Annotated in this window: 19 protein-coding genes; 12 read left to right on the plus strand and 7 right to left on the minus strand. The window is 55.4% G+C overall.

All coding sequences use genetic code 11. The features are described 5' to 3' along the window. Positions 1-10 precede the first annotated feature (10 nt). The gene (locus AO726_RS13415) at positions 11-1,399 is read right to left on the minus strand and encodes an MATE family efflux transporter (RefSeq protein ID WP_058068564.1); all 1,389 of its coding nucleotides are present in this window, start codon (positions 1,397-1,399) and stop codon (positions 11-13) included. 188 nt (positions 1,400-1,587) lie between these two features. Here AO726_RS13415 and pdxB point away from each other — a divergent pair, with 188 nt between their 5' ends. Next, positions 1,588-2,742 carry a 4-phosphoerythronate dehydrogenase PdxB gene (gene pdxB, locus AO726_RS13420; protein ID WP_058068565.1) on the plus strand — a complete coding sequence of 385 codons (1,155 nt, stop codon included), beginning with the start codon at positions 1,588-1,590 and terminating at the stop codon, positions 2,740-2,742. A 30-nt stretch (positions 2,743-2,772) separates the two neighbouring features. On the opposite strand, the gene AO726_RS21265 is transcribed toward pdxB, so the two are convergent. Continuing rightward, positions 2,773-2,931: a PA1571 family protein gene (locus AO726_RS21265; RefSeq protein ID WP_162838888.1), complete on the minus strand. Its 159-nt coding sequence runs from the start codon at positions 2,929-2,931 to the stop codon at positions 2,773-2,775. 149 nt (positions 2,932-3,080) lie between these two features. Between AO726_RS21265 and AO726_RS13425 the strand changes: the two genes are divergently transcribed. Both AO726_RS13425 and AO726_RS13430 read left to right on the plus strand, forming a co-directional pair. Beyond that, positions 3,081-4,196, plus strand: a complete 1,116-nt coding sequence (locus tag AO726_RS13425) for an ATP-NAD kinase family protein (RefSeq protein ID WP_058068566.1) — start codon at positions 3,081-3,083, stop codon at positions 4,194-4,196. A gap of 95 nt (positions 4,197-4,291) precedes the next feature. Next, positions 4,292-6,076: an ABC transporter transmembrane domain-containing protein gene (locus AO726_RS13430; RefSeq protein WP_058068567.1), complete on the plus strand. Its 1,785-nt coding sequence runs from the start codon at positions 4,292-4,294 to the stop codon at positions 6,074-6,076. Between the two features lie 23 nt (positions 6,077-6,099). On the opposite strand, the gene rhtA is transcribed toward AO726_RS13430, so the two are convergent. The 3 genes from rhtA to AO726_RS13445 all read right to left on the minus strand — a co-directional run bounded on the left by rhtA (position 6,100) and on the right by AO726_RS13445 (position 7,922). Then, positions 6,100-6,963 (minus strand): threonine/homoserine exporter RhtA, encoded by an 864-nt coding sequence (rhtA, locus tag AO726_RS13435; RefSeq protein ID WP_058068568.1) that lies wholly within the window; start codon positions 6,961-6,963, stop codon positions 6,100-6,102. A 68-nt stretch (positions 6,964-7,031) separates the two neighbouring features. Then, complete coding sequence (gene ppnP / locus AO726_RS13440; protein WP_058068569.1) at positions 7,032-7,313, minus strand: pyrimidine/purine nucleoside phosphorylase; 282 nt, start codon at positions 7,311-7,313, stop codon at positions 7,032-7,034. A gap of 66 nt (positions 7,314-7,379) precedes the next feature. Then, positions 7,380-7,922 carry an exonuclease domain-containing protein gene (locus AO726_RS13445; protein ID WP_058068570.1) on the minus strand — a complete coding sequence of 181 codons (543 nt, stop codon included), beginning with the start codon at positions 7,920-7,922 and terminating at the stop codon, positions 7,380-7,382. Positions 7,923-8,135: 213 nt separating this feature from the next. Between AO726_RS13445 and AO726_RS13450 the strand changes: the two genes are divergently transcribed. The 3 genes from AO726_RS13450 to AO726_RS13455 all read left to right on the plus strand — a co-directional run bounded on the left by AO726_RS13450 (position 8,136) and on the right by AO726_RS13455 (position 10,023). Further along, complete coding sequence (locus AO726_RS13450) at positions 8,136-9,005, plus strand: NAD(P)-dependent oxidoreductase (RefSeq protein WP_058068571.1); 870 nt, start codon at positions 8,136-8,138, stop codon at positions 9,003-9,005. 109 nt (positions 9,006-9,114) lie between these two features. Further along, complete coding sequence (locus AO726_RS21000; RefSeq protein ID WP_082629131.1) at positions 9,115-9,375, plus strand: YkgJ family cysteine cluster protein; 261 nt, start codon at positions 9,115-9,117, stop codon at positions 9,373-9,375. A 39-nt stretch (positions 9,376-9,414) separates the two neighbouring features. Beyond that, positions 9,415-10,023 carry an START domain-containing protein gene (locus AO726_RS13455; RefSeq protein WP_058068572.1) on the plus strand — a complete coding sequence of 203 codons (609 nt, stop codon included), beginning with the start codon at positions 9,415-9,417 and terminating at the stop codon, positions 10,021-10,023. Between the two features lie 62 nt (positions 10,024-10,085). Here the strand turns inward: AO726_RS13455 and AO726_RS13460 are convergent, their stop codons facing one another. After that, entirely contained in the window at positions 10,086-10,820 is a 735-nt protein-coding gene (locus AO726_RS13460) for a phosphoadenylyl-sulfate reductase (protein WP_058068573.1), read from the minus strand. Between the two features lie 186 nt (positions 10,821-11,006). On the opposite strand from AO726_RS13460, the gene thrH reads away from it, so the two are divergent. Then, positions 11,007-11,624, plus strand: coding sequence for a bifunctional phosphoserine phosphatase/homoserine phosphotransferase ThrH (gene thrH, locus AO726_RS13465; RefSeq protein ID WP_058068574.1), 618 nt, complete (start codon positions 11,007-11,009; stop codon positions 11,622-11,624). Positions 11,625-11,684: 60 nt separating this feature from the next. On the opposite strand, the gene gltA is transcribed toward thrH, so the two are convergent. Next, on the minus strand, positions 11,685-12,959 hold the full coding sequence (gene gltA, locus AO726_RS13470) for a citrate synthase (RefSeq protein WP_058068575.1): 1,275 nt from the start codon (positions 12,957-12,959) through the stop codon (positions 11,685-11,687). 351 nt (positions 12,960-13,310) lie between these two features. On the opposite strand from gltA, the gene sdhC reads away from it, so the two are divergent. The 5 genes from sdhC (at position 13,311) to AO726_RS13495 (ending at position 19,623) form a co-directional block, all read left to right on the plus strand. After that, a complete protein-coding gene (gene sdhC / locus AO726_RS13475; RefSeq protein WP_177330558.1) occupies positions 13,311-13,697 on the plus strand; it encodes a succinate dehydrogenase, cytochrome b556 subunit in 387 nt (128 codons plus the stop codon). Then, positions 13,691-14,059, plus strand: coding sequence for a succinate dehydrogenase, hydrophobic membrane anchor protein (gene sdhD / locus AO726_RS13480; RefSeq protein WP_058068577.1), 369 nt, complete (start codon positions 13,691-13,693; stop codon positions 14,057-14,059). The genes sdhC and sdhD overlap by 7 nt, the downstream gene beginning before the upstream one ends. 3 nt (positions 14,060-14,062) lie before the next feature. After that, a complete protein-coding gene (gene sdhA / locus AO726_RS13485; RefSeq protein ID WP_058068578.1) occupies positions 14,063-15,835 on the plus strand; it encodes a succinate dehydrogenase flavoprotein subunit in 1,773 nt (590 codons plus the stop codon). An 11-nt stretch (positions 15,836-15,846) separates the two neighbouring features. Continuing rightward, complete coding sequence (locus AO726_RS13490) at positions 15,847-16,554, plus strand: succinate dehydrogenase iron-sulfur subunit (protein ID WP_058068839.1); 708 nt, start codon at positions 15,847-15,849, stop codon at positions 16,552-16,554. A 237-nt stretch (positions 16,555-16,791) separates the two neighbouring features. Then, positions 16,792-19,623, plus strand: coding sequence for a 2-oxoglutarate dehydrogenase E1 component (locus AO726_RS13495; RefSeq protein ID WP_058068579.1), 2,832 nt, complete (start codon positions 16,792-16,794; stop codon positions 19,621-19,623). Positions 19,624-19,643 lie beyond the last annotated feature (20 nt).

The following is a 19,643-nucleotide window of genomic DNA, read 5'->3' on the forward strand; positions in this document are numbered from 1 at the left end:
GGGGTTCAACTCAGGACGCTAACGTGGATTGTTTGGCGTAGATATGTCTGCGGGCGCTGCGCTTGAGGCGTACCAACAGCATCAGCGCTGCACAGGTCAGACCTGCTACCAACCCTTCCCATAGGCCTTTGGGACCGCTGGGTTCAATCAGCCAGTCAGTCAGGCCAAGGCTGTAGCCAACCGGCAAACCGATACCCCAGTAGGCAAACAGGGTGATGAACATGGTTACGCGGGTGTCCTGATAGCCGCGCAGCGCACCAGCTGCGGTGACCTGTATGGCATCGGAAAACTGGAAGATGGCCGAGTACACCAGCAATGACGCAGCCACTGCGATTACGGCTGGATCAGGCGTGTACATCTGTGCGATGGGTTCGCGAAACAGCAGCATAACTGTGGCGGACAGACACGCGTAGGTGAGGGCTGTAACAATGCTTACCCCGGACGCGAAACGGGCTTCGCGAGGATCATTACGCCCCAGCGCCTGGCCGACGCGCACGGTAGTGGCCATAGCCAGTGCGTACGGGATCATAAAGACAATCGAGCTGAAGTTGAGGGCGATTTGGTGTCCGGCAACCACTGTCGCGCCGAGCCCGCCAATCAGCAGAGCGATTACAGCGAAAATACTGGACTCGGCAAACACGGAAATGCCAATCGGCAGGCCGACTGTCAGTAAGCGTTTGATCATTGCCCACTGCGGCCAGTCAAAGCGGGTGAACAGTCCACTGGAGCCGTATTTAGGCATCCATTTGACCCATGCCAGCATGGCCAGGCACATAAATACCATCACCAGACCGGTCGCCCAGCCGCAACCGACGCCCCCCATGGCCGGGACACCCAGCTTGCCGTAGATGAAGATGTAGTTCAGCGGGATATTTAAGGCCAGTCCGCCTAGGCCGATGATCATGCTCGGGCGCGTCAAGCCTAGGCCGTCACTGAAACAGCGCAGTACGTAATACAGCGCCAACGCCGGGAAGCCGCAGGCTACGCCACGCAGATAGCCCATCGCCGAAGGAATCAACTCAGGGTCAACATTCATCAGTCGCAGAACGAACTCTGCATGCCAAAGCAGAGCCGCCGCGGCAATGCCCAGCACAAGCCCCAGCCACAGCGCTTGCCGTACCACCGGGCCAATCTCGGCATATTCGCCGGCGCCATAGCGCCGGGCCACTTTGGCTGTGGTCGCCAGCAGGGTGCCAGTCATTAGCAGAAAGACCGGGATCCAGATTGAGTTGCCAAGCGCCACTGAGGCCAAGTCTTGCGGGCTCACCCTGCCGGCCATCACCGCATCGACAAAGCCCATGGCGGTGTTGGCCAGTTGGGCAATCATGATGGGGAAAGCGAGCGTCAGCAGTTTGCTGAGCTCCGTGCGTACGCGTTCCTGGCGTGAGTGGGCAGTCATCTGGCAGTGTCCGTTTGCGGGCAGAAAGCCGAGCAGTTTACTTCTTGCCGAAGTAGTCAGGAAATGATTTGTCGGATTGCAGCAGGTCACGCTTTATAACATGCATTCAGCGCATGGAGAGGTTTGGGGCAGCAAGCCAGGCCAAGCCCTGGCTGCTAGAATGCCGTACGCATTTTCGGAGCCGTACCATGCAAATCGTTGCTGACGAAAACATTCCGCTTCTTGATGAGTTCTTTGCGGGCTTTGGTGAAATCCGTCGTTTGCCCGGCCGTTCAATTGACGCTGCCAGTGTGGCTGATGCCGATGTGTTGCTGGTGCGTTCAGTGACCCAAGTTAGCCGGGCGCTTTTACAGAGTTCTCCCGTCAAGTTTGTTGGCACCTGCACCATCGGCACAGACCACTTGGACATTCCGTATCTCGCGGAGGCTGGAGTCACCTGGTCCAGCGCACCGGGCTGTAATGCCCGTGGGGTTGTTGATTATGTGCTGGGTAGTTTGGTTGTTCTGGCTGAACGTCAGGCGGCCAACCTGGCTGCGCGCACCTACGGTGTGATTGGTGCAGGACAAGTGGGTGGGCGCTTGGTCAAGGTGCTCAAAGGCTTGGGCTGGCGCGTGCTGGTGTGCGACCCGCTGCGTGAGGCGGCCGAGGGCGGTGATTTTGTCAGCTTGCAGCAGGTGTTGGAGAGCTGTGATGTGATCAGTCTGCATACGCCGCTGGAAAAGGCCGGAGCGCACCCGACCCACCACCTGCTCAATGCCGAGCGTTTGGCAGCCCTCAAGCCAGGTTGTTGGTTGATCAACAGCAGCCGTGGTCCTGTCGTGGACAATCAGGCTCTGCTGGCGCTGCTGAATAAACGCACTGATTTGCGTGTGGTACTGGATGTCTGGGAGGGCGAGCCGCAGGCCAATGTGGAGTTGGCGGCCCTCTGTCAGATTGCCACACCGCACATCGCCGGCTACAGCTTGGATGGCAAGTTGCGTGGCACCGAGCAAATTTACCAGGCCTACTGTCGCGCTGCTGGCTTGGAGGTCAGTATCGACCTGCAATCCCTGATGCCCGCACCCTGGCTGCATGAGCTGGTGCTGGATGTGGCTACACCACAAGACTGGGCATTGTCAGGAATTTGTCGGGCGGTGTATGACCCGCGCCAAGATGATGCCAATTTTCGTCGTAGCCTGACGGGCGACTCAGCCACCCGGCGTGCCGCGTTTGATGCGCTTCGCAAACAGTATCCGGTACGCCGGGAGATTGAAGGTTTGCAGGTGCGGTTAAAAGGAGAGGCCGAGCACCAGGCTCTGGCAGAAATGATCAGCGCGCTGGGCGCAGTGCTGGTACGTGGCTAGGCAGGGCGGCTGAGCCGCCCATGCGTGTGTTTACTTGCGTTTGTTATCGATGGCTTGCTGCTGGTCCAGCTCGCGGCAGGCCTTCTGGATCATGTCTTCAGTAATCGGAATTTCGCGGCCTTGCGCATCGATCACGTAGCCGACCTGAGACGGAGCTGGGGTGCTGGCTTTTTGTGGGTGACTTTGCATGCTGCTCTCCTTAATCAGTTAATCAGGCGGTACGGACTGCATCTTAGTAGTGGTGTATGAACATGCCATGACGCTACATACCTGGATATGGCTCTTTGGTTGTAGCAGGTGGCATGCCAAAGCATGGAATTTTCAGGGTAGAGGGTGAAATGGCGCTTTTCCACATCGGTCTGATCATCAATCCGCTGGCAGGTCTTGGCGGGCCAGCTGGGTTCAAAGGATCTGATGGTATGGCTGAAAAGGCTCTGGAGCAGGGTTTTGAGGCTAAGTCGGCACAGCGCACGAAGGTCGCGCTGGAGGCCCTACTGCCGTTACGCGAGCGAGTGCATTTCGTCGTTTTCCCCGGAGCGATGGGGGAAACCTTGATGCAGGAGATGGGCTTCAGTCACGAAGTCGTCGGAACCTTGGCGTCTACGCAGACCACAGCGTCGGATACCCGACAGGCCGTACTGCACCTTCAGGAGGCCGGCGTGGCGTTGATCCTGTTTGCCGGTGGTGACGGCACGGCGCGGGATGTGTGTGAGGCGGTACGGGCTGATCAGCCGGTGTTGGGGATCCCGGCAGGCGTGAAGATTCAGTCTGGAGTTTATGCCGTTAGCCCACGTGCAGCCGGCGAGCTGACGGCACGTCTGATTCAGGGCGGGCTGGTGCGCCTGGCCACTGGTGAAGTGCGGGATATTGATGAAAATGCGCTGCGTGAAGGGCGAGTGACTGCCCGTTGGTACGGTGAACTGACTGTGCCCGAGGAGGGTGGCTTTGTTCAGCACGTCAAACAAGGTGGGATGGAGTCTGAAGAGCTAGTGCTCAATGACCTGGCCGACTGGCTGCAAGACAGTTGGGAAGAGGGTGTGCGCTATGTCTTCGGCCCCGGATCCACCTTGCATGGTCTGGCGGCAAACCTTGGCTTGGAGACCACGTTGTTGGGCGTTGATGTAATCGAAAACGGCCAGATCATTGCAGCGGATGTGAATGAACATCAGTTATTCGAGTTGGTGGAGGATAAGCCAGCACGCCTGTTGGTTACGGCTATTGGTGGGCAGGGACACATCATTGGTCGTGGCAATCAGCAGATCAGCCCGCGAGTGCTGCGTGCCATCGGCCTGGAGAACATCCGGGTGATTGCTACCAAGCGCAAACTCGGCACCCTCGAAGGTCGCCCTTTGCTGGTCGACAGCGGGGATGTGCAGCTCGATGACAGTTTTCCTGATGTGATCAGGGTTTGGGCCGGTTACAAAGAAGAGTTGTTGTATCCGGTTAGCAAATAGGCGGTTTTGCTGTCAGATAAGACGCATCAGTGTTTTCTTCACCGGTTAATCTGTGCCCTGCGTCTGCGGTCCATCCCTTTTAATAGTGAGCCCCCATGCCTAGAGTTCTCTCTTCACGTAACCGCAGTGCCTTGAGTGTCGCCTGGCGTTTTATTTCACCGTATCGCGGCCGGGTGATTGGGGCTTTACTGGCGCTGATGTTTACCGCTGCCATCACCTTGTCCATGGGGCAGGGTATTAAGTTGTTGGTCGATCAGGGTTTGGCGACTCAGTCGGCCGACGCGCTCAGGCACTCCATCGCGCTGTTCTTTGTGTTGGTGTTTGCTCTGGCGATCGGTACGTACACGCGCTTTTATCTGGTGTCTTGGTTGGGCGAAAGGGTGGTGGCGGATATCCGCAAGCGTGTGTTTAACCATTTGGTTGAGATGCACCCTGGCTTTTATGAGAGCAACCGAAGCTCTGAAATTCAGTCGCGGCTGACGGCGGATACCACGTTGCTGCAATCGGTAATTGGCTCGTCACTGTCGATGGCTCTGCGCAACCTGATCATGTTGGTCGGCGGCAGCATTCTGCTGGTTGTCACCAATGCCAAGCTCAGTGGCATCGTGCTGTTGGCCTTGCCTTTGGTGGTTGCACCGATCTTGGTTTTTGGCCGTCGCGTGCGCAGCTTGTCGCGGCAGAGTCAGGACCGCGTGGCAGATGTTGGCAGTTATGTCGGCGAGGCGTTGGGCCAGATCAAAACGGTGCAGGCCTATAACCACCAATCCGAGGATATGCGCCGCTTCGGCCTGTCAGCAGAGGCTGCATTCGATACGGCGCGTAAGCGCATCGCTCAGCGAGCCTGGCTGATCACGGTGGTGATTGTGTTGGTGCTGGGCGCTGTGGGCGTCATGTTGTGGGTTGGCGGTATGGATGTAATTGCCGGGCGCATCAGTGGTGGTGAGTTGGCGGCGTTTGTGTTCTATAGCTTGATTGTGGGGTCTTCGTTCGGCACCTTGAGTGAGGTAATTGGCGAGCTACAGCGTGCTGCTGGAGCGGCCGAGCGAATTGCCGAACTGCTCCAGGCGCGCAACGAGATCACTGCGCCGACTGGTGATTTGCTGCGGCTCAGGCATCCGGTTGAAGGGCGCATTGAGCTAGAGAATGTGCAGTTTTCCTACCCGACACGGCCAGAGAGTTTGGCAATCAATGGCATCAGTCTGCAGATTGAACCAGGGGAGACGCTGGCGCTGGTCGGGCCATCGGGGGCGGGTAAGTCGACCCTGTTCGATCTGTTGCTGCGTTTTTTTGATCCGCAGCAGGGGCGCATTCTTATTGATGGTCAGTCCATCAGTCAGTTAGATCCGCACGACCTACGTAAGGCCTTCGCCTGGGTTTCACAAAGTCCGGCGCTGTTTTTCGGTAGTGTCGAAGACAACATTCGCTATGGGCGCAGTGAGGCCAGCTTTGCTGAAGTCGAATCGGCTGCCAAGGCGGCCCATGCACATGAGTTCATCCTCAAATTACCGCAGGGTTACCAAACTCATTTAGGCGAGGCGGGATTGGGGCTCTCCGGCGGTCAGCGCCAGCGTCTGGCGATTGCCCGTGCGTTGTTGTCGGATGCGCCCATTCTGTTGCTGGACGAAGCTACCAGCGCGCTGGACGCTGAGAGCGAACACCTGATACAGCAGGCCTTGCCGGGACTTATGAAGGACCGCACTACACTGGTGATCGCTCACCGTCTGGCGACGGTGAAAAGTGCTGACCGCATTGCAGTGATTGAGCAGGGGCGTCTGGTTGCCATTGGCAGCCATTCCGAGCTGGTTAGCAGCAGCCCTCTATATGCACGGTTGGCTGAGCTGCAGTTCGGCTTGGATGAGGCTGCTACGGCAGTCGATTAGTCCTGGGCGGTCCGTCTGAGAGATTACTTCTGCGGTCTGATCGTGGCCGCAGCACCTGCCGAAGCGAGGATGATGGCGCTGATGGCAATCCATTGGCTGAACGTCAGGCGCTCGCTCAAAAACAGCAGGCCTGATAGCGCGGCAATGGCCGGTTCCATACTCATCAACACGCTGAACGTCCGCGCTGGCAGGCGGGTCAGGGCAATCATTTCGAGGCTGTAGGGCAGTGCTGAGGAGAGCACGGCAACACCTATCGCGATGGGCAGGATGTCGATAGTAAACAGGCTGCTACCTGCTTGCGACAGGCCAATCGGGAACACCAATAGGGCAGCAACCAAGGTGCCAAGCGCAACGGTGTGGCGGCCGTGCTCGGCACCGGCTTTCTGTCCAAAAACGATATACAGCGCCCAGCAAATCCCGGCGGCCAGGGCTAGGGCCATGCCCATCGGGTCCAGCGCGGTCTCAGTTTTACCGGTCGGCAATAGCAGCCACAGACCGAACACTGCCAGTGCAATCCAGACAAAATCCAGTAACCGCCGTGATGACAGCAAGGCCAGGGCAAGCGGGCCAGTGAACTCCAGGGCTACAGCAATGCCGAGGGGAATGGTCTTCAGGGAAAGGTAGAACAGCAGGTTCATGCCGCCCAATGACAGGCCGTAGGCGACCAGTGAACGGCACGATTGCAGGGTCAGTTTGGCTCGCCAGGGGCGCATGATCATGCATAGGATCAAGGCTGCAATGCTCAGGCGCAGGGCGGTTGTACCGCTGGCTCCCACTTCCGGGAACAGACTCTTGGCCAGAGACGCGCCGCTCTGGATGGAGGTCATGGCTACCAGTAACACCAGAATGGGCACTATCACCAAGGAGAAGCGGGACGAGCGGGGCATGGCGGTTGGATCCTGTCTGATCAATAAAAAAGCCGGCCTTGTGGGCCGGCTTTAGCACCACGGGTGACTTAGCGATATTCGCAAAGGTATGCGGTATCGACGGCCACTTTAAGCTGAAACTTGCTGTTGGCTGGAACAGTGAATTTGCTGCCAGCGGCAAAAGTTTCCCAGTTCTCAGAGCCTGGCAGTTTTACTGTCAGTGCACCGGCAACAACGTGCATGATTTCCAGCTGGTTGGTGCCGAACTCGTATTCACCTGCAGCCATCACGCCAATAGTTGCGGGACCTTCTTCCATGCCGAAAGCAATGGATTTGACGGTGCCGTCGAAATATTCGTTGACCTTGAACATCTGCAGATCCTCGATGGGAAAAATGGTGCGCCAGTATGCCGAAGGCCGCCTGCGCCGTCATCTGCTTTAGAACGGCTGCGCCAGTGAAATCAAACGCGCCGTATTGCGGGCATCTGTCAGGGCGCGGTGCTGTTGTCCACTAAAGTGCAGGCCGGCCAGATTCAGGGCGGTGCGCAGGCCAACTGGCCTGGTCAGGTGGCGGGCTCGGGCGAACAGCCGCTTCAGGTTGTGATGGGGCAGCAGCGCCAGCGTAGTGGTAATGCCGTGTTGCTGCCATTCAATCAGCAACTGCTTGCGATCATAGTCGCCCCAGCTAATCCAGCCTGAAAGTGTAATGTGTTGCCCGTCAAGCCAGCGTTCAAAATCGTTCCAAACCTGAGTCAGGGTGGCTGCGCTGTCGATATCCGATTGACTGATGTGCGTCAGGTGCTGGCAGAACTGAGTGATCTGAGGGCGTCGTGTAGGACGGACGAAACGCTGAAAGTTTCCAAGCTCAGCGCCGTCTGCATTAACGATGCATGCACCCATTTCGATGATTTCCATCTCAGATACTGGCCAGCCGCCTTCATCTGTGGTGGCTTCCAGATCAATCACTAGCCAGTTCGACATTGCCCCCTCCTTAGCTGAAAGCGAGTATGGAAGCAGTCTGGTTTGCGGTAAAGGCGCCACGCGGCTGTGGCGTTGGTTTAAACGATGACTGTACTGGTAATCATGGTGTTGGAACGGCATGCTGCATGCTTACGGCCACGCCTGCATGGTTGTGCCGAGTTGAAGCGTAGACGCGGTTAATCCCGATTGGGTGTGTAGAACGTAGAGGTAAACATGGCAAAAGTGGCATTTGTTGGGTTGGGCGTGATGGGCTACCCAATGGCGGGGCATTTGGCTAAGTCTGGGCATGAAGTGTGTGTGTACAACCGCACGGTTGCTAAGGCTGAGCAGTGGGTCGCTGAATATGGCGGAAAATATGCCCGGACACCGCGTGAAGCCTCTGCAGATGCTGAGTTTGTCATGGTCTGTGTGGGTAATGATGATGATCTGCGCAGTGTTGTTTTGGGGAGTGATGGGGCTTATGCCGGTATGCGCCAGGGCGCAGTGCTGGTTGATCACACCACGGCATCTGCTCAGGTTGCCCGCGAATTGGCAGTCGAGGCCGCAACACGCAACCTGGGTTTTATTGATGCGCCAGTTTCAGGTGGTCAGGCAGGTGCGCAGAACGGTGCGTTGACCATCATGGTGGGGGGCGATGCTGCGTTATATGCCAAAGCAGAGCCTGTTATTGCCGCCTACGCGCGAATGAGTCGACTGATGGGCGAGGCCGGGAGCGGCCAGCTGACCAAAATGGTCAACCAGATTTGTATTGCCGGTTTGGTCCAAGGCCTCTCTGAGGCGCTGCATTTCGCTCAGTGTGCGGGGTTGGACGCCGAAGGTGCGATGGCAGTCATCAGCAAAGGTGCTGCACAGTCGTGGCAGCTCGAGAATCGTCATAAAACCATGCTAGCCGGTGAGTATGAACACGGTTTTGCAGTGGATTGGATGCGCAAGGACCTGTCGATTCTGCTTGAGGAAGCCCGTCGCAATGGTGCGCAGCTGCCTGTGACAGCGTTGGTCGATCAGTTTTACGCGGATGTGCAGAAAATGGGCGGCGGGCGTTGGGATACCTCCAGCCTGCTAGCACGTTTGCAGCGTGATTGAGTCATCGGCAATGCGGTGATTCCGTTTACCTGAGAGGGGCTGCACAGGTGAAAACGCGCAGAGTAAAATTTGCGCGTTTTTCGTTTTGCTTCCTTCGGGGGTAGTCCTGATGAATTGCCGTGCTGGTTGCGGTGCCTGCTGTATCGCGCCATCTATTACATCTCCTATTCCGGGAATGCCTTCCGGAAAGCCAGCAGGTGTGCGCTGTGTGCAGCTGACGGCAGACAATTACTGCGCAATCTTCGGTCAGCCTGAGCGACCTGCTGTTTGTTCGGCCTTTCAGGCTGATCGGGATGTGTGTGGCACGAGCACGGAGGAGGCCATTAATCTGCTGGGATGGTTGGAGCAGAGTACTGCGGTTGCTGTCTGAAGTTCTGCTGTCTTCATTATTAAAACAAGGAGAAGTTGAATGAAGCGTTCAGTACGTTGGTTTGGGTTGGCCGTGGCGATAAGCGCAGGAGCTGTGCAGGCGGCGGAGAACCCATGGCGTCTGGTTAAGGACGAAGAGGGCATCCAGGTTTACTTGCAGACGGTCGAGGGGTCTAAGTATCAGGCTTATCGGGGTGTAGCAGTGATCAACGCACCGCTGGAAAAGCTAGTTGCGATGCAGGAGGACGTTGCTTCCGCATGCAAGTGGATACATAGCTGCCTGCAGCAAAGGTTGCTGAAAACTGAAGGAGATCAAAGCTGGCTGTATAGCCAGTTTGAGACGCCCTGGCCGGTGCAGGCGCGAGATGCGATATTTCACGTCACTACCCGTCATGATCCGGGCGGCGTTGTGGTACGCGAACTGGTCGGTGAGCCTGGATATCAGCCTGAGGCAAAGGGCTTTGTGCGGGTAAACTCAGCTACTGGTTTTTGGCGGATGACGCCGGCTGCTGATGGAGTTGAAGTGGTCTATCAGATGCATACAGAACCTGGCGGCAGCGTTCCCGGTTGGCTGGCTAACAGTTTTGTTGTGGATGCGCCGTTCAACACGTTGAAAGCCTGGCGACAATTGGCTGAGCAGGCTCAATAGCTGATTTCATCTTCTGCCTACTAAAAAGCCAGTCGTTGTGACTGGCTTTTTAGTGTGTGAGATCAGTTTTTTGCGATCAGATTTCCAGCGTGTAAGCCGCATTCTTTTTGAGTGGCTTCTTCCCACCACCAGCGTCCTTCACGTTCATGCTGATTGGGCAGTACCGGGCGGGTGCAGGGCTCGCAGCCGATACTGATAAAGCCACGTTCATGCAGGCTGTTGTAAGGCAGCTCTAGCATTCGGATATAGGCCCATACTTCTTCACTGCTCATCTGAGCCAGGGGGTTGAACTTGAAGAGTGTCATGCCAGCACCTGCAAAGGTCTTGTCTTCTTCAACCACTGCTACATGGCTTCGGGTTCCGGGGCTCTGGTCGCGACGCTGGCCGGTTGCCCAGGCGCTCACAGTGGCGAGCTTACGACGCAGAGGGGCGGTTTTGCGGATGCCGCAGCATTCACTGTGTCCGTCTTTATAAAAGCTGTAGAGGCCTTTCTCTTTAACGAATGGTTCAAGAGCGGTGGCATCCGGGGAAAGAATGTCGATAGCAATGCCGTAGTGCTCGCGTACCTGGTCGATAAAGCGATAGGTCTCGGGGTGAAGGCGGCCGGTGTCCAGACTGAAGACCTTTACGCTTTTATTGAGCTTCCATGCCATGTCGACCAGCACGACATCTTCGGCACCGCTAAAAGAAATCCAGAGGTCATCACCAAAGTGCTCGAAAGCCAATTTGAGGATGTCCTGTGGTGATTTGGTTGCATAGCTAGCTGCTAGCTCAGCGGCATCAAAGGGGAGGCTCATCGGGCAGTATTCCTAGTTATATAGCGCTGTGACGCGAGTGACACGATGTTAACAAAAGCAGGATATGCTGCTAAATAACCAAACATGTCAGTTGACCTTTTGTTTGGGTATAAGTGTTGCGTTGCAAGGGTTGTGGCGAGTCGCTAGAGTGCCGCCTTCATACCAAATGCTATGTAGGAGTGTGCTGTGGAAATCGCGTGTCTTGACCTTGAAGGTGTTCTTGTACCGGAGATCTGGATTGCCTTCGCGGAAAAAACCGGCATTGAATCGCTCAAGGCGACTACCCGGGACATTCCTGACTATGACGTTCTGATGAAGCAGCGTCTGCGTATTCTCGATGAGCATGGGCTCAAGTTGTCGGATATCCAGGAGGTGATTGCAACGCTGAAGCCCCTTGATGGCGCAGTTGAGTTTGTTGACTGGTTGCGTGAGCGCTTTCAGGTGGTGATTCTGTCTGACACCTTCTATGAATTTTCGCAGCCGCTGATGCGCCAGTTGGGCTTTCCGACGCTGTTGTGCCACAAGCTGATCACCGATGAAAATGATCGAGTGGTGGATTACCAGTTGCGCCAGAAAGATCCTAAGCGCCAGTCTGTGATTGCCTTTAAGAGCCTCTATTATCGCGTAATCGCTGCAGGTGACTCGTACAACGACACCACCATGCTGAGCGAGGCTCACGCCGGGATTCTCTTCCATGCACCTGATAACGTCATTCGTGAGTTCCCGCAGTTCCCAGCGGTGCATACGTATGAAGACCTTAAGCGCGAGTTTATTAAAGCCTCGGTGCGTGATCTGAGCCTGTAATCAGACTCTAGAAACTAAAAAAGGCTGCCAGTGGCAGCCTTTTTTATAGCGACGAATAACTTACTTGTTAAGGTCGCGTTTCGGGTAGCCGGTGTACAGCTGGCGTGGACGACCAATCTTGTACGGGCCCGAGAGCATTTCTTTCCAGTGAGAGATCCAGCCTACAGTACGTGCCAGGGCGAAAATCACAGTGAACATGCTAGTTGGGATGCCGATAGCCTTGAGGATGATGCCCGAGTAGAAGTCTACGTTCGGGTACAGGTTACGCTCTTTGAAGTACGGATCGGTCAGGGCGATCTCTTCCAGGCGCATAGCCAGCTGCAGTTGCGGGTCGTTATGGATGCCCAACTCGCTCAGCACTTCGTCACAGGTCTGCTTCATCACAGTGGCGCGTGGGTCACGGTTTTTGTAAACACGGTGACCGAAGCCCATCAACTTGAACGGGTCGTTCTTGTCTTTGGCTTTGGCGATGAACTTGTCGATGTTCTCGACCGAGCCAATCTCATCCAGCATGTTCAGTACGGCTTCGTTAGCACCGCCGTGGGCTGGACCCCACAGTGCAGCGATGCCAGCAGCAATACAGGCGAACGGGTTTGCACCCGAGGAACCTGCAAGGCGAACGGTGGAGGTGGACGCATTCTGCTCGTGATCGGCGTGCAGGATAAAGATCTTATCCATAGCTTTGGCCAGCACCGGGCTGATCGGTTTGATCTCGCACGGGGTGTTGAACATCATATGCAGGAAGTTTTCTGCATAGTCCAGATCGTTGCGTGGATACATCATCGGCTGACCCATAGAGTATTTATAGGTCATCGCGGCGATGGTTGGCATTTTGGAGATCAAGCGCATCGCAGAGACTTCGCGGTGATGCGGGTTATTGATGTCCAGAGAGTCGTGATAGAAGGCGGAGAGGGCGCCTACAACGCCACACATGATCGCCATAGGGTGAGCGTCGCGTCGGAAACCATTAAAGAAGGTCTTCAGTTGCTCGTGAACCATCGTGTGGTTCTTGATGGTGCTGACGAACTTAGCTTTTTCTTCTGCATTTGGCAGTTCGCCATTCAGCAGCAGATAGCAGGTTTCGAGGTAGTCAGATTGTTCGGCGAGCTGCTCAATCGGATAGCCACGATGGAGCAAAATACCTTGGTCACCGTCAATGTATGTGATTTTGGATTCACAAGAAGCGGTGGACATGAAGCCAGGGTCGAAAGTGAAGCGTCCCGTGGAGGTTAAGCTTCGCACATCGATAACATCGGGACCGACGGTGCCGGTAAGAATGGGCAGCTCGACGGGGGCTGCGCCCTCGATGATCAACTGCGCTTTTTTGTCAGCCATGCTTGGCCTCCTAGTTATGCTTGAAATCATCAGACAGCCCCCCACGCAGGGCCCGCACCACTATAGTGGGATAAATTTGAATGTCAATTTGCGAGAACCTAGATGGTAGAAGGGTTTGCGCGATTAATAATTGGCAATCTCGTGCCTATTACGACATTTATAAGAGCGGCGCAATCAGCGATTAGGTAGGGGGCATTGCGTTGTCATTAGTTTCCTAACTGTCTATACTCTGCGGCCAGCTGCCGGAGGCTATACGCCTATATACTGGCAGTTGTCACTCCTTGGGTGATGGGTACCTGACCAGTGCACTTCCCGACAACTTTGCCCTGATAGTTATGGGCTCTCAGTGTGATAAAAAAAGCCGTGAATAGCCAAAGACCTGTAAACCTAGACCTTAGGACTATCAAACTCCCAATCACTGCTTATAGCTCCATCCTTCACCGTATCTCCGGTGTCATCCTCTTTGTCGGTATCGCAATTCTGCTGTACGCGCTCGACAAGTCGCTGGCTTCCGAAGAGGGCTTTGCCCAGGTGCAGGAATGCTTGGCCAGTCCGCTGGCTAAATTTGTGGTTTGGGGTCTGCTGTCCGCTCTGCTGTATCACCTCGTGGCAGGCGTGCGCCACCTGATCATGGACATTGGCATTGGCGAGACGCTGGAAGGCGGCAAGCTGGGTGCAAAAATTGTTCTTGTCGTTTCGGCGATTCTGATCGTGCTGCTGGGGGTGTGGATATGGTAACCAACGTCACGAACTTCTCTCGTTCGGGTCTTTATGATTGGATGGCGCAGCGTGTGTCTGCTGTCGTTCTCGCGGCTTATGTGGTGTTTTTGCTCGGTTTCATTGTGTGCAACCCAGGTTTGGGTTATGCCGAGTGGAAAGCCCTGTTCTCCAACAATCTAATGCGCATTTTCAGTCTGCTGACTCTGCTGGCTCTGAGCGTACATGCGTGGGTTGGTATGTGGACTATCTCCACTGACTACCTGACCCAGATGGCGCTTGGTAAGTGGTCTACTGTTGTGCGTTTCCTGTTCCAGGCAGTCTGCGGCGTTGTGATGTTCGCGTTCTTTGTCTGGGGCGTGCAGATTTTTTGGGGTAACTGATCCATGACAAGCATTCGCACTCTTTCTTATGACGCCATCATTGTTGGTGGCGGTGGCGCGGGTATGCGCGCTGCCCTGCAGTTGGCCCAAGGCGGTCATAAAACTGCAGTGGTAACCAAGGTTTTCCCAACTCGTTCGCATACAGTGTCTGCTCAGGGTGGTATCACCTGTGCGATCGCATCAGCGGACCCGAACGATGATTGGCGCTGGCATATGTACGATACCGTCAAGGGTTCTGACTATATCGGTGACCAAGACGCTATCGAGTACATGTGTTCTGTAGGCCCAGAGGCTGTTTTCGAGCTTGAGCACATGGGGCTGCCGTTCTCCCGTACTGAGCAGGGTCGTATTTATCAGCGTCCTTTCGGCGGGCAGTCGAAAGGGCCGAATAACCCGACTCAGGCGGCACGTACTTGCGCTGCAGCTGACCGTACTGGTCACGCGCTGCTGCACACCCTGTATCAGGGTAACCTGAAAGCTGGTACCTCATTCTTGAACGAATGGTATGCCGTTGACCTGGTTAAGAACCAAGACGGCGCTATCGTCGGTATCATTGCTATCTGCATTGAAACCGGTGAGACCGTTTATATCCGCTCCAAGGCAGTTGTTCTTGCAACTGGTGGTGCAGGCCGGATCTATGCTTCCACCACTAATGCACTGATCAATACCGGTGACGGTGTTGGTATGGCGCTGCGTGCTGGTGTGCCGGTGCAAGATATTGAAATGTGGCAGTTCCACCCAACTGGTATTGCCGGCGCCGGTGTACTGGTTACTGAGGGTTGTCGCGGTGAGGGTGGCTACCTGATCAACGCCCACGGTGAGCGTTTCATGGAGCGTTATGCTCCCAACGCCAAAGACTTGGCTGGTCGTGACGTAGTAGCCCGTTCGATGGTTAAAGAGGTTATTGCCGGTAACGGTGTTGGCCCGAATAAAGACCACGTACTGCTTAAGCTTGATCACTTGGGTGAAGAAGTGCTGCACAGCCGTCTGCCAGGCATCTGTGAGCTGTCCAAGACCTTTGCTCACGTTGACCCGGTTGTTGCTCCGATCCCTGTTATCCCGACCTGCCACTATATGATGGGCGGCGTTGCCACCAATATTCATGGTCAGGCGATTACTCAGGATGCCAACGGCAACGACAAGATCATCGATGGTCTGTTTGCTGTAGGTGAAGTAGCTTGTGTATCCGTGCACGGTGCAAACCGTCTGGGTGGTAACTCGCTGCTGGACCTGGTTGTGTTCGGTCGTGCTGCTGGTCTGCACCTGGAAAAAGCGCTGAAGGAAGGTGTTGAAGTCCGCAGTGCAAGCGATACCGATATCGATCAGTCGCTGGCTCGCCTGGCTGGTGTTAATGAGCGTACCGCTGGCGAAGAAGTGGCTCCGCTCAAGCGCGAGTTGCAACAGTGCATGCAGAACTACTTCGGTGTATTCCGTACTGGCGAATACATGCAGAAGGGTATTCAGCAATTGGCTGATCTGCGTGAGCGTATTGCTAAAGTTAAGATCTCCGACAAGAGCCAAGCCTTCAACACTGCACGTATTGAAGCTCTGGAACTGCAAAACCTGCTCGAAGTTGCTGAAGCGACTGCGATCGCTGCTGAGGCTCGTAAAGAGTCCCGCGGTGCTCACGCTCGTGAAGACTTTGAAGAGCGCGATGACGAAAACTGGCTGTGCCACTCCCTGTACTTCCCGGGCGAGAAGCGCGTATCCAAGCGTGCCGTCAACTTTGCGCCGAAGACAGTTCCAGCGTTCGAACCTAAGGTTCGGACTTACTAAGGGTGGCCGATATGTTGAAAGTCAGTGTTTATCGTTACAACCCGGAGAAAGACGCTGCTCCGTTCATGCAGGACTTCGAGGTTGATACAGCCGGTAAGGACATCATGGTCCTCGACGTGCTGGCTCTGATCAAGGAACAGGACGAAGGTTTCTCCTATCGTCGTTCCTGCCGTGAAGGTGTTTGCGGCTCCGATGGTATGAATATCAACGGCAAAAACGGTCTGGCCTGTGTTACTCCGCTGTCTGCTGCTGGCCTGAAAGGTGGCAAGCTGGTTATTCGTCCTCTGCCGGGTTTGCCAGTTATCCGTGACTTGGTCGTGGATATGAGCATCTTCTACAAGCAGTATGAAAAAGTTCAGCCGTTCCTGCAGAACGATAAGCCGTCTCCGGCGATCGAGCGTCTGCAAAGCCCGGCAGAGCGTGAGAAGCTGGACGGACTGTATGAGTGCATTCTGTGTGCTTGCTGCTCCACAAGCTGCCCATCGTTCTGGTGGAACCCTGACAAGTTCCTCGGTCCGGCTGCCCTGCTGCAGGCGTATCGCTTCCTGGCGGATAGCCGTGATACCAAGACAGAAGAGCGTCTTGCGTCGCTGGATGACCCGTTCAGTGTGTTCCGTTGCCGCGGTATCATGAACTGTGTGAATGTTTGCCCGAAAGGCTTGAATCCAACCAAGGCAATCGGTCACATCCGTAACATGTTGCTGCAGAGCGGTACCTGATTTTTTGCTAGACCGTTGCACCTGCAACGTCGGTTTAGCCGACGTTGCAGTTAAGCTTGAATCACAGCCCACAAAGCGGTGGTTCTTAATTTGGAAAATATGATGACCAGCAGGGGCATCCGGGCTGGTACCCGGACTATCTGCGGGATCCGTGGTGGCTTACCAGTCGCTGCTTCAAGACTGGACAGTCATGCGGTTTCTTCGCCGGTGGAGTCCCCTTACCGAGGGTGACCAAGCATGCAAGAAAGCGTGATGCAGCGCATGTGGGACAGTGCCTACCTATCCGGTGGCAATGCTGCCTACGTGGAAGAGCTCTATGAGCTTTACCTGCACGATCCCAACGCTGTGCCAGAAGAGTGGCGCACTTACTTCCAGAAGCTGCCTACTGATGGCAGTGCCGCCACTGACGTATCGCATTCTACGATTCGCGATCATTTCGTATTGCTTGCTAAAAATCAGCGTCGTGCTCAGCCGGTGTCTGCCGGAAGTGTGAGCAGCGAGCATGAGAAGAAGCAGGTTGAAGTGCTGCGCCTGATTCAGGCATATCGTATGCGTGGTCATCAGGCAGCCAAGCTCGATCCGCTTGGTCTTTGGCAGCGTCCTGTGCCAGCTGATCTGTCTATCAATCATTACGGTCTGACTGACGCCGATCTCGACACCACCTTCCGCACAGGTGGTTTGTTTATTGGCAAAGAAGAGGCTAGTCTGCGTGAGATTCGCGACGCTTTACAGCAGACATATTGCCGCACCATCGGTGCAGAGTTCACCCATATTGTCGATTCCGAACAGCGCAGCTGGTTCCAGCAGCGCCTTGAAAGTGTTCGTGGACGTCCAGAGTTTTCCAAGGAAATTCAGAGTCATGTGCTTGAACGCCTGACCGCCGCGGAAGGTCTCGAAAAGTATCTGGGGACTAAATACCCAGGCACCAAGCGTTTCGGCCTTGAAGGCGGCGAAAGCTTGATCCCTCTTCTGGATGAAGTCATCCAGCGTTCCGGTTCTTACGGTACCAAAGAAGTCGTTATTGGTATGGCCCACCGTGGTCGCCTCAACGTGCTGGTCAACACCTTTGGTAAGAACCCGCGTGACCTGTTCGATGAGTTCGAAGGTAAGAAGACAGAAGGTCTGTCTTCCGGTGACGTTAAGTACCACCAGGGTTTCTCTTCCAACGTCATGACGCCGGGCGGCGAAGTTCACCTGGCAATGGCGTTCAACCCCTCTCACCTGGAGATCGTTTCTCCGGTAGTTGAGGGGTCTGTGCGCGCGCGCCAGGATCGCCGCAATGATGCTGCGGGTGACAAAGTTCTGCCGGTTTCTCTGCACGGTGATGCTGCGTTCGCAGGTCAGGGTGTTGTCATGGAAACCTTCCAGATGTCGCAGACTCGCGGCTTCAAGACTGGCGGCACGATTCACATCGTGATCAACAACCAGGTTGGTTTCACCATCAGCAACCCGCTGGATTCGCGTTCAACTGAATATGCGACCGATGTTGCTAAGATGATTCAGGCGCCGATCCTGCACGTTAACGGTGATGATCCGGAAGCAGTGCTGTTCGTGACTCAGTTGGCCGTTGACTACCGCATGCAGTTCAAGCGTGACGTGGTAATCGATCTGGTCTGCTACCGTCGTCGCGGTCACAACGAAGCTGACGAGCCGAGTGGCACTCAGCCGTTGATGTATCAGCAAATCACCAAGCAGCGCACTACCCGTGAACTGTATGCCGATGCCCTGACCAGTGCTGCACGACTGTCGGCAGAGGAGGTTCAGGCCAAGGTTGATGATTACCGTACTGCTCTGGACAACGGTCAGCACGTAGTTAAGAGCTTGGTTAAAGAGCCAAACAAAGAGCTGTTTGTGGACTGGCGTCCGTATTTGGGCCACGCCTGGACAGCCCGTCATGACACCCGTTTCGACCTGAAGACCCTGCAGGAACTGTCCAGCAAACTGCTGGAAATCCCTGAAGGCTTCGTGGTACAGCGCCAGGTTGCCAAGATTCTTGAAGACCGTCAGAAAATGGGTGCCGGCGCGCTGCCAATCAACTGGGGTTACGCTGAGACAATGGCGTATGCAACGCTGTTGTTTGAAGGCCACCCGATCCGTATGACCGGTCAGGACATTGGTCGCGGCACTTTCTCGCACCGTCATGCGGTTCTGCATAACCAGAAAGATGCCAGCACCTATGTAGCGCTGAAAAATCTTTATGAAGGTCAGCCAAAGTTCGAGCTGTATGACTCTTTCCTTTCTGAAGAGGCTGTACTGGCGTTCGAATATGGCTATGCGACTACCCAGCCTAATGCGCTGGTTATCTGGGAAGCTCAGTTTGGTGACTTCGCCAACGGTGCCCAGGTCGTGTTTGACCAGTTCATTTCCAGTGGTGAGCACAAGTGGGGCCGTCTGTGCGGTCTGACTATGCTGCTGCCGCACGGTTATGAAGGGCAGGGGCCTGAGCACAGCTCGGCGCGTCTGGAACGCTATCTGCAACTCTGCGCTGAGCAGAACATGCAGGTTGCGGTGCCTACTACTCCTGCGCAGATATATCACCTGCTGCGTCGCCAGGTAATCCGCCCGCTGCGTAAGCCGCTGGTGGTTCTGTCGCCTAAGTCGCTGCTGCGTCATAAACTGGCAATTTCGACTCTGGAAGAACTCGCCGAAGGCTCGTTCCAGACTGTTATTCCGGAAATCGACGCGCTTGATCCGAAGAAGGTTGAGCGCCTGATTCTGTGCAGCGGTAAGGTTTACTACGATTTGCTGGAAAAACGCCGCAACGAAGGTCGTGAAGACATCGCCATTGTTCGTATCGAGCAGCTCTATCCGTTCCCGGAAGACGATCTGGCCGAGGCACTTGCTCCGTACAAAAACCTCAAGCACATCGTTTGGTGTCAGGAAGAACCGATGAACCAGGGCGCGTGGTATTGCAGTCAGCATCACATGCGTCGTGTGGCAACTGCGCACAAGAAGTCGCTGTTCCTTGAGTACGCTGGTCGTGACGCTTCTGCTGCACCTGCTTGTGGTTACGCTTCAATGCATGCGGAACAGCAGGAAAAACTCCTGCAAGACGCCTTTACTGTTTAACGCCATCGCACAACAGGCGG

The organism is Pseudomonas sp. TTU2014-080ASC (assembly GCF_001446935.1).
In the GTDB taxonomy this organism is placed as follows: Bacteria; Pseudomonadota; Gammaproteobacteria; order Pseudomonadales; family Pseudomonadaceae; genus Aquipseudomonas.

What these genes read in the sequence shown, in the direction of transcription:
- AO726_RS13445 (WP_058068570.1), bottom strand. Translation starts at nt 7,922, where the DNA reads ATGTCGAACTGGCTAGTGATTGATCTGGAAGCCACCACAGATGAAGGC.
- pdxB (WP_058068565.1), top strand. Translation starts at nt 1,588, where the DNA reads ATGCAAATCGTTGCTGACGAAAACATTCCGCTTCTTGATGAGTTCTTT.
- AO726_RS21000 (WP_082629131.1), top strand. Translation starts at nt 9,115, where the DNA reads ATGAATTGCCGTGCTGGTTGCGGTGCCTGCTGTATCGCGCCATCTATT.
- rhtA (WP_058068568.1), bottom strand. Translation starts at nt 6,963, where the DNA reads ATGCCCCGCTCGTCCCGCTTCTCCTTGGTGATAGTGCCCATTCTGGTG.
- sdhA (WP_058068578.1), top strand. Translation starts at nt 14,063, where the DNA reads ATGACAAGCATTCGCACTCTTTCTTATGACGCCATCATTGTTGGTGGC.
- gltA (WP_058068575.1), bottom strand. Translation starts at nt 12,959, where the DNA reads ATGGCTGACAAAAAAGCGCAGTTGATCATCGAGGGCGCAGCCCCCGTC.
- AO726_RS13450 (WP_058068571.1), top strand. Translation starts at nt 8,136, where the DNA reads ATGGCAAAAGTGGCATTTGTTGGGTTGGGCGTGATGGGCTACCCAATG.
- AO726_RS13415 (WP_058068564.1), bottom strand. Translation starts at nt 1,399, where the DNA reads ATGACTGCCCACTCACGCCAGGAACGCGTACGCACGGAGCTCAGCAAA.
- AO726_RS13430 (WP_058068567.1), top strand. Translation starts at nt 4,292, where the DNA reads ATGCCTAGAGTTCTCTCTTCACGTAACCGCAGTGCCTTGAGTGTCGCC.
- AO726_RS21265 (WP_162838888.1), bottom strand. Translation starts at nt 2,931, where the DNA reads ATGCAAAGTCACCCACAAAAAGCCAGCACCCCAGCTCCGTCTCAGGTC.
- AO726_RS13455 (WP_058068572.1), top strand. Translation starts at nt 9,415, where the DNA reads ATGAAGCGTTCAGTACGTTGGTTTGGGTTGGCCGTGGCGATAAGCGCA.
- ppnP (WP_058068569.1), bottom strand. Translation starts at nt 7,313, where the DNA reads ATGTTCAAGGTCAACGAATATTTCGACGGCACCGTCAAATCCATTGCT.
- AO726_RS13490 (WP_058068839.1), top strand. Translation starts at nt 15,847, where the DNA reads ATGTTGAAAGTCAGTGTTTATCGTTACAACCCGGAGAAAGACGCTGCT.
- AO726_RS13495 (WP_058068579.1), top strand. Translation starts at nt 16,792, where the DNA reads ATGCAAGAAAGCGTGATGCAGCGCATGTGGGACAGTGCCTACCTATCC.
- AO726_RS13425 (WP_058068566.1), top strand. Translation starts at nt 3,081, where the DNA reads ATGGCGCTTTTCCACATCGGTCTGATCATCAATCCGCTGGCAGGTCTT.
- sdhD (WP_058068577.1), top strand. Translation starts at nt 13,691, where the DNA reads ATGGTAACCAACGTCACGAACTTCTCTCGTTCGGGTCTTTATGATTGG.
- AO726_RS13460 (WP_058068573.1), bottom strand. Translation starts at nt 10,820, where the DNA reads ATGAGCCTCCCCTTTGATGCCGCTGAGCTAGCAGCTAGCTATGCAACC.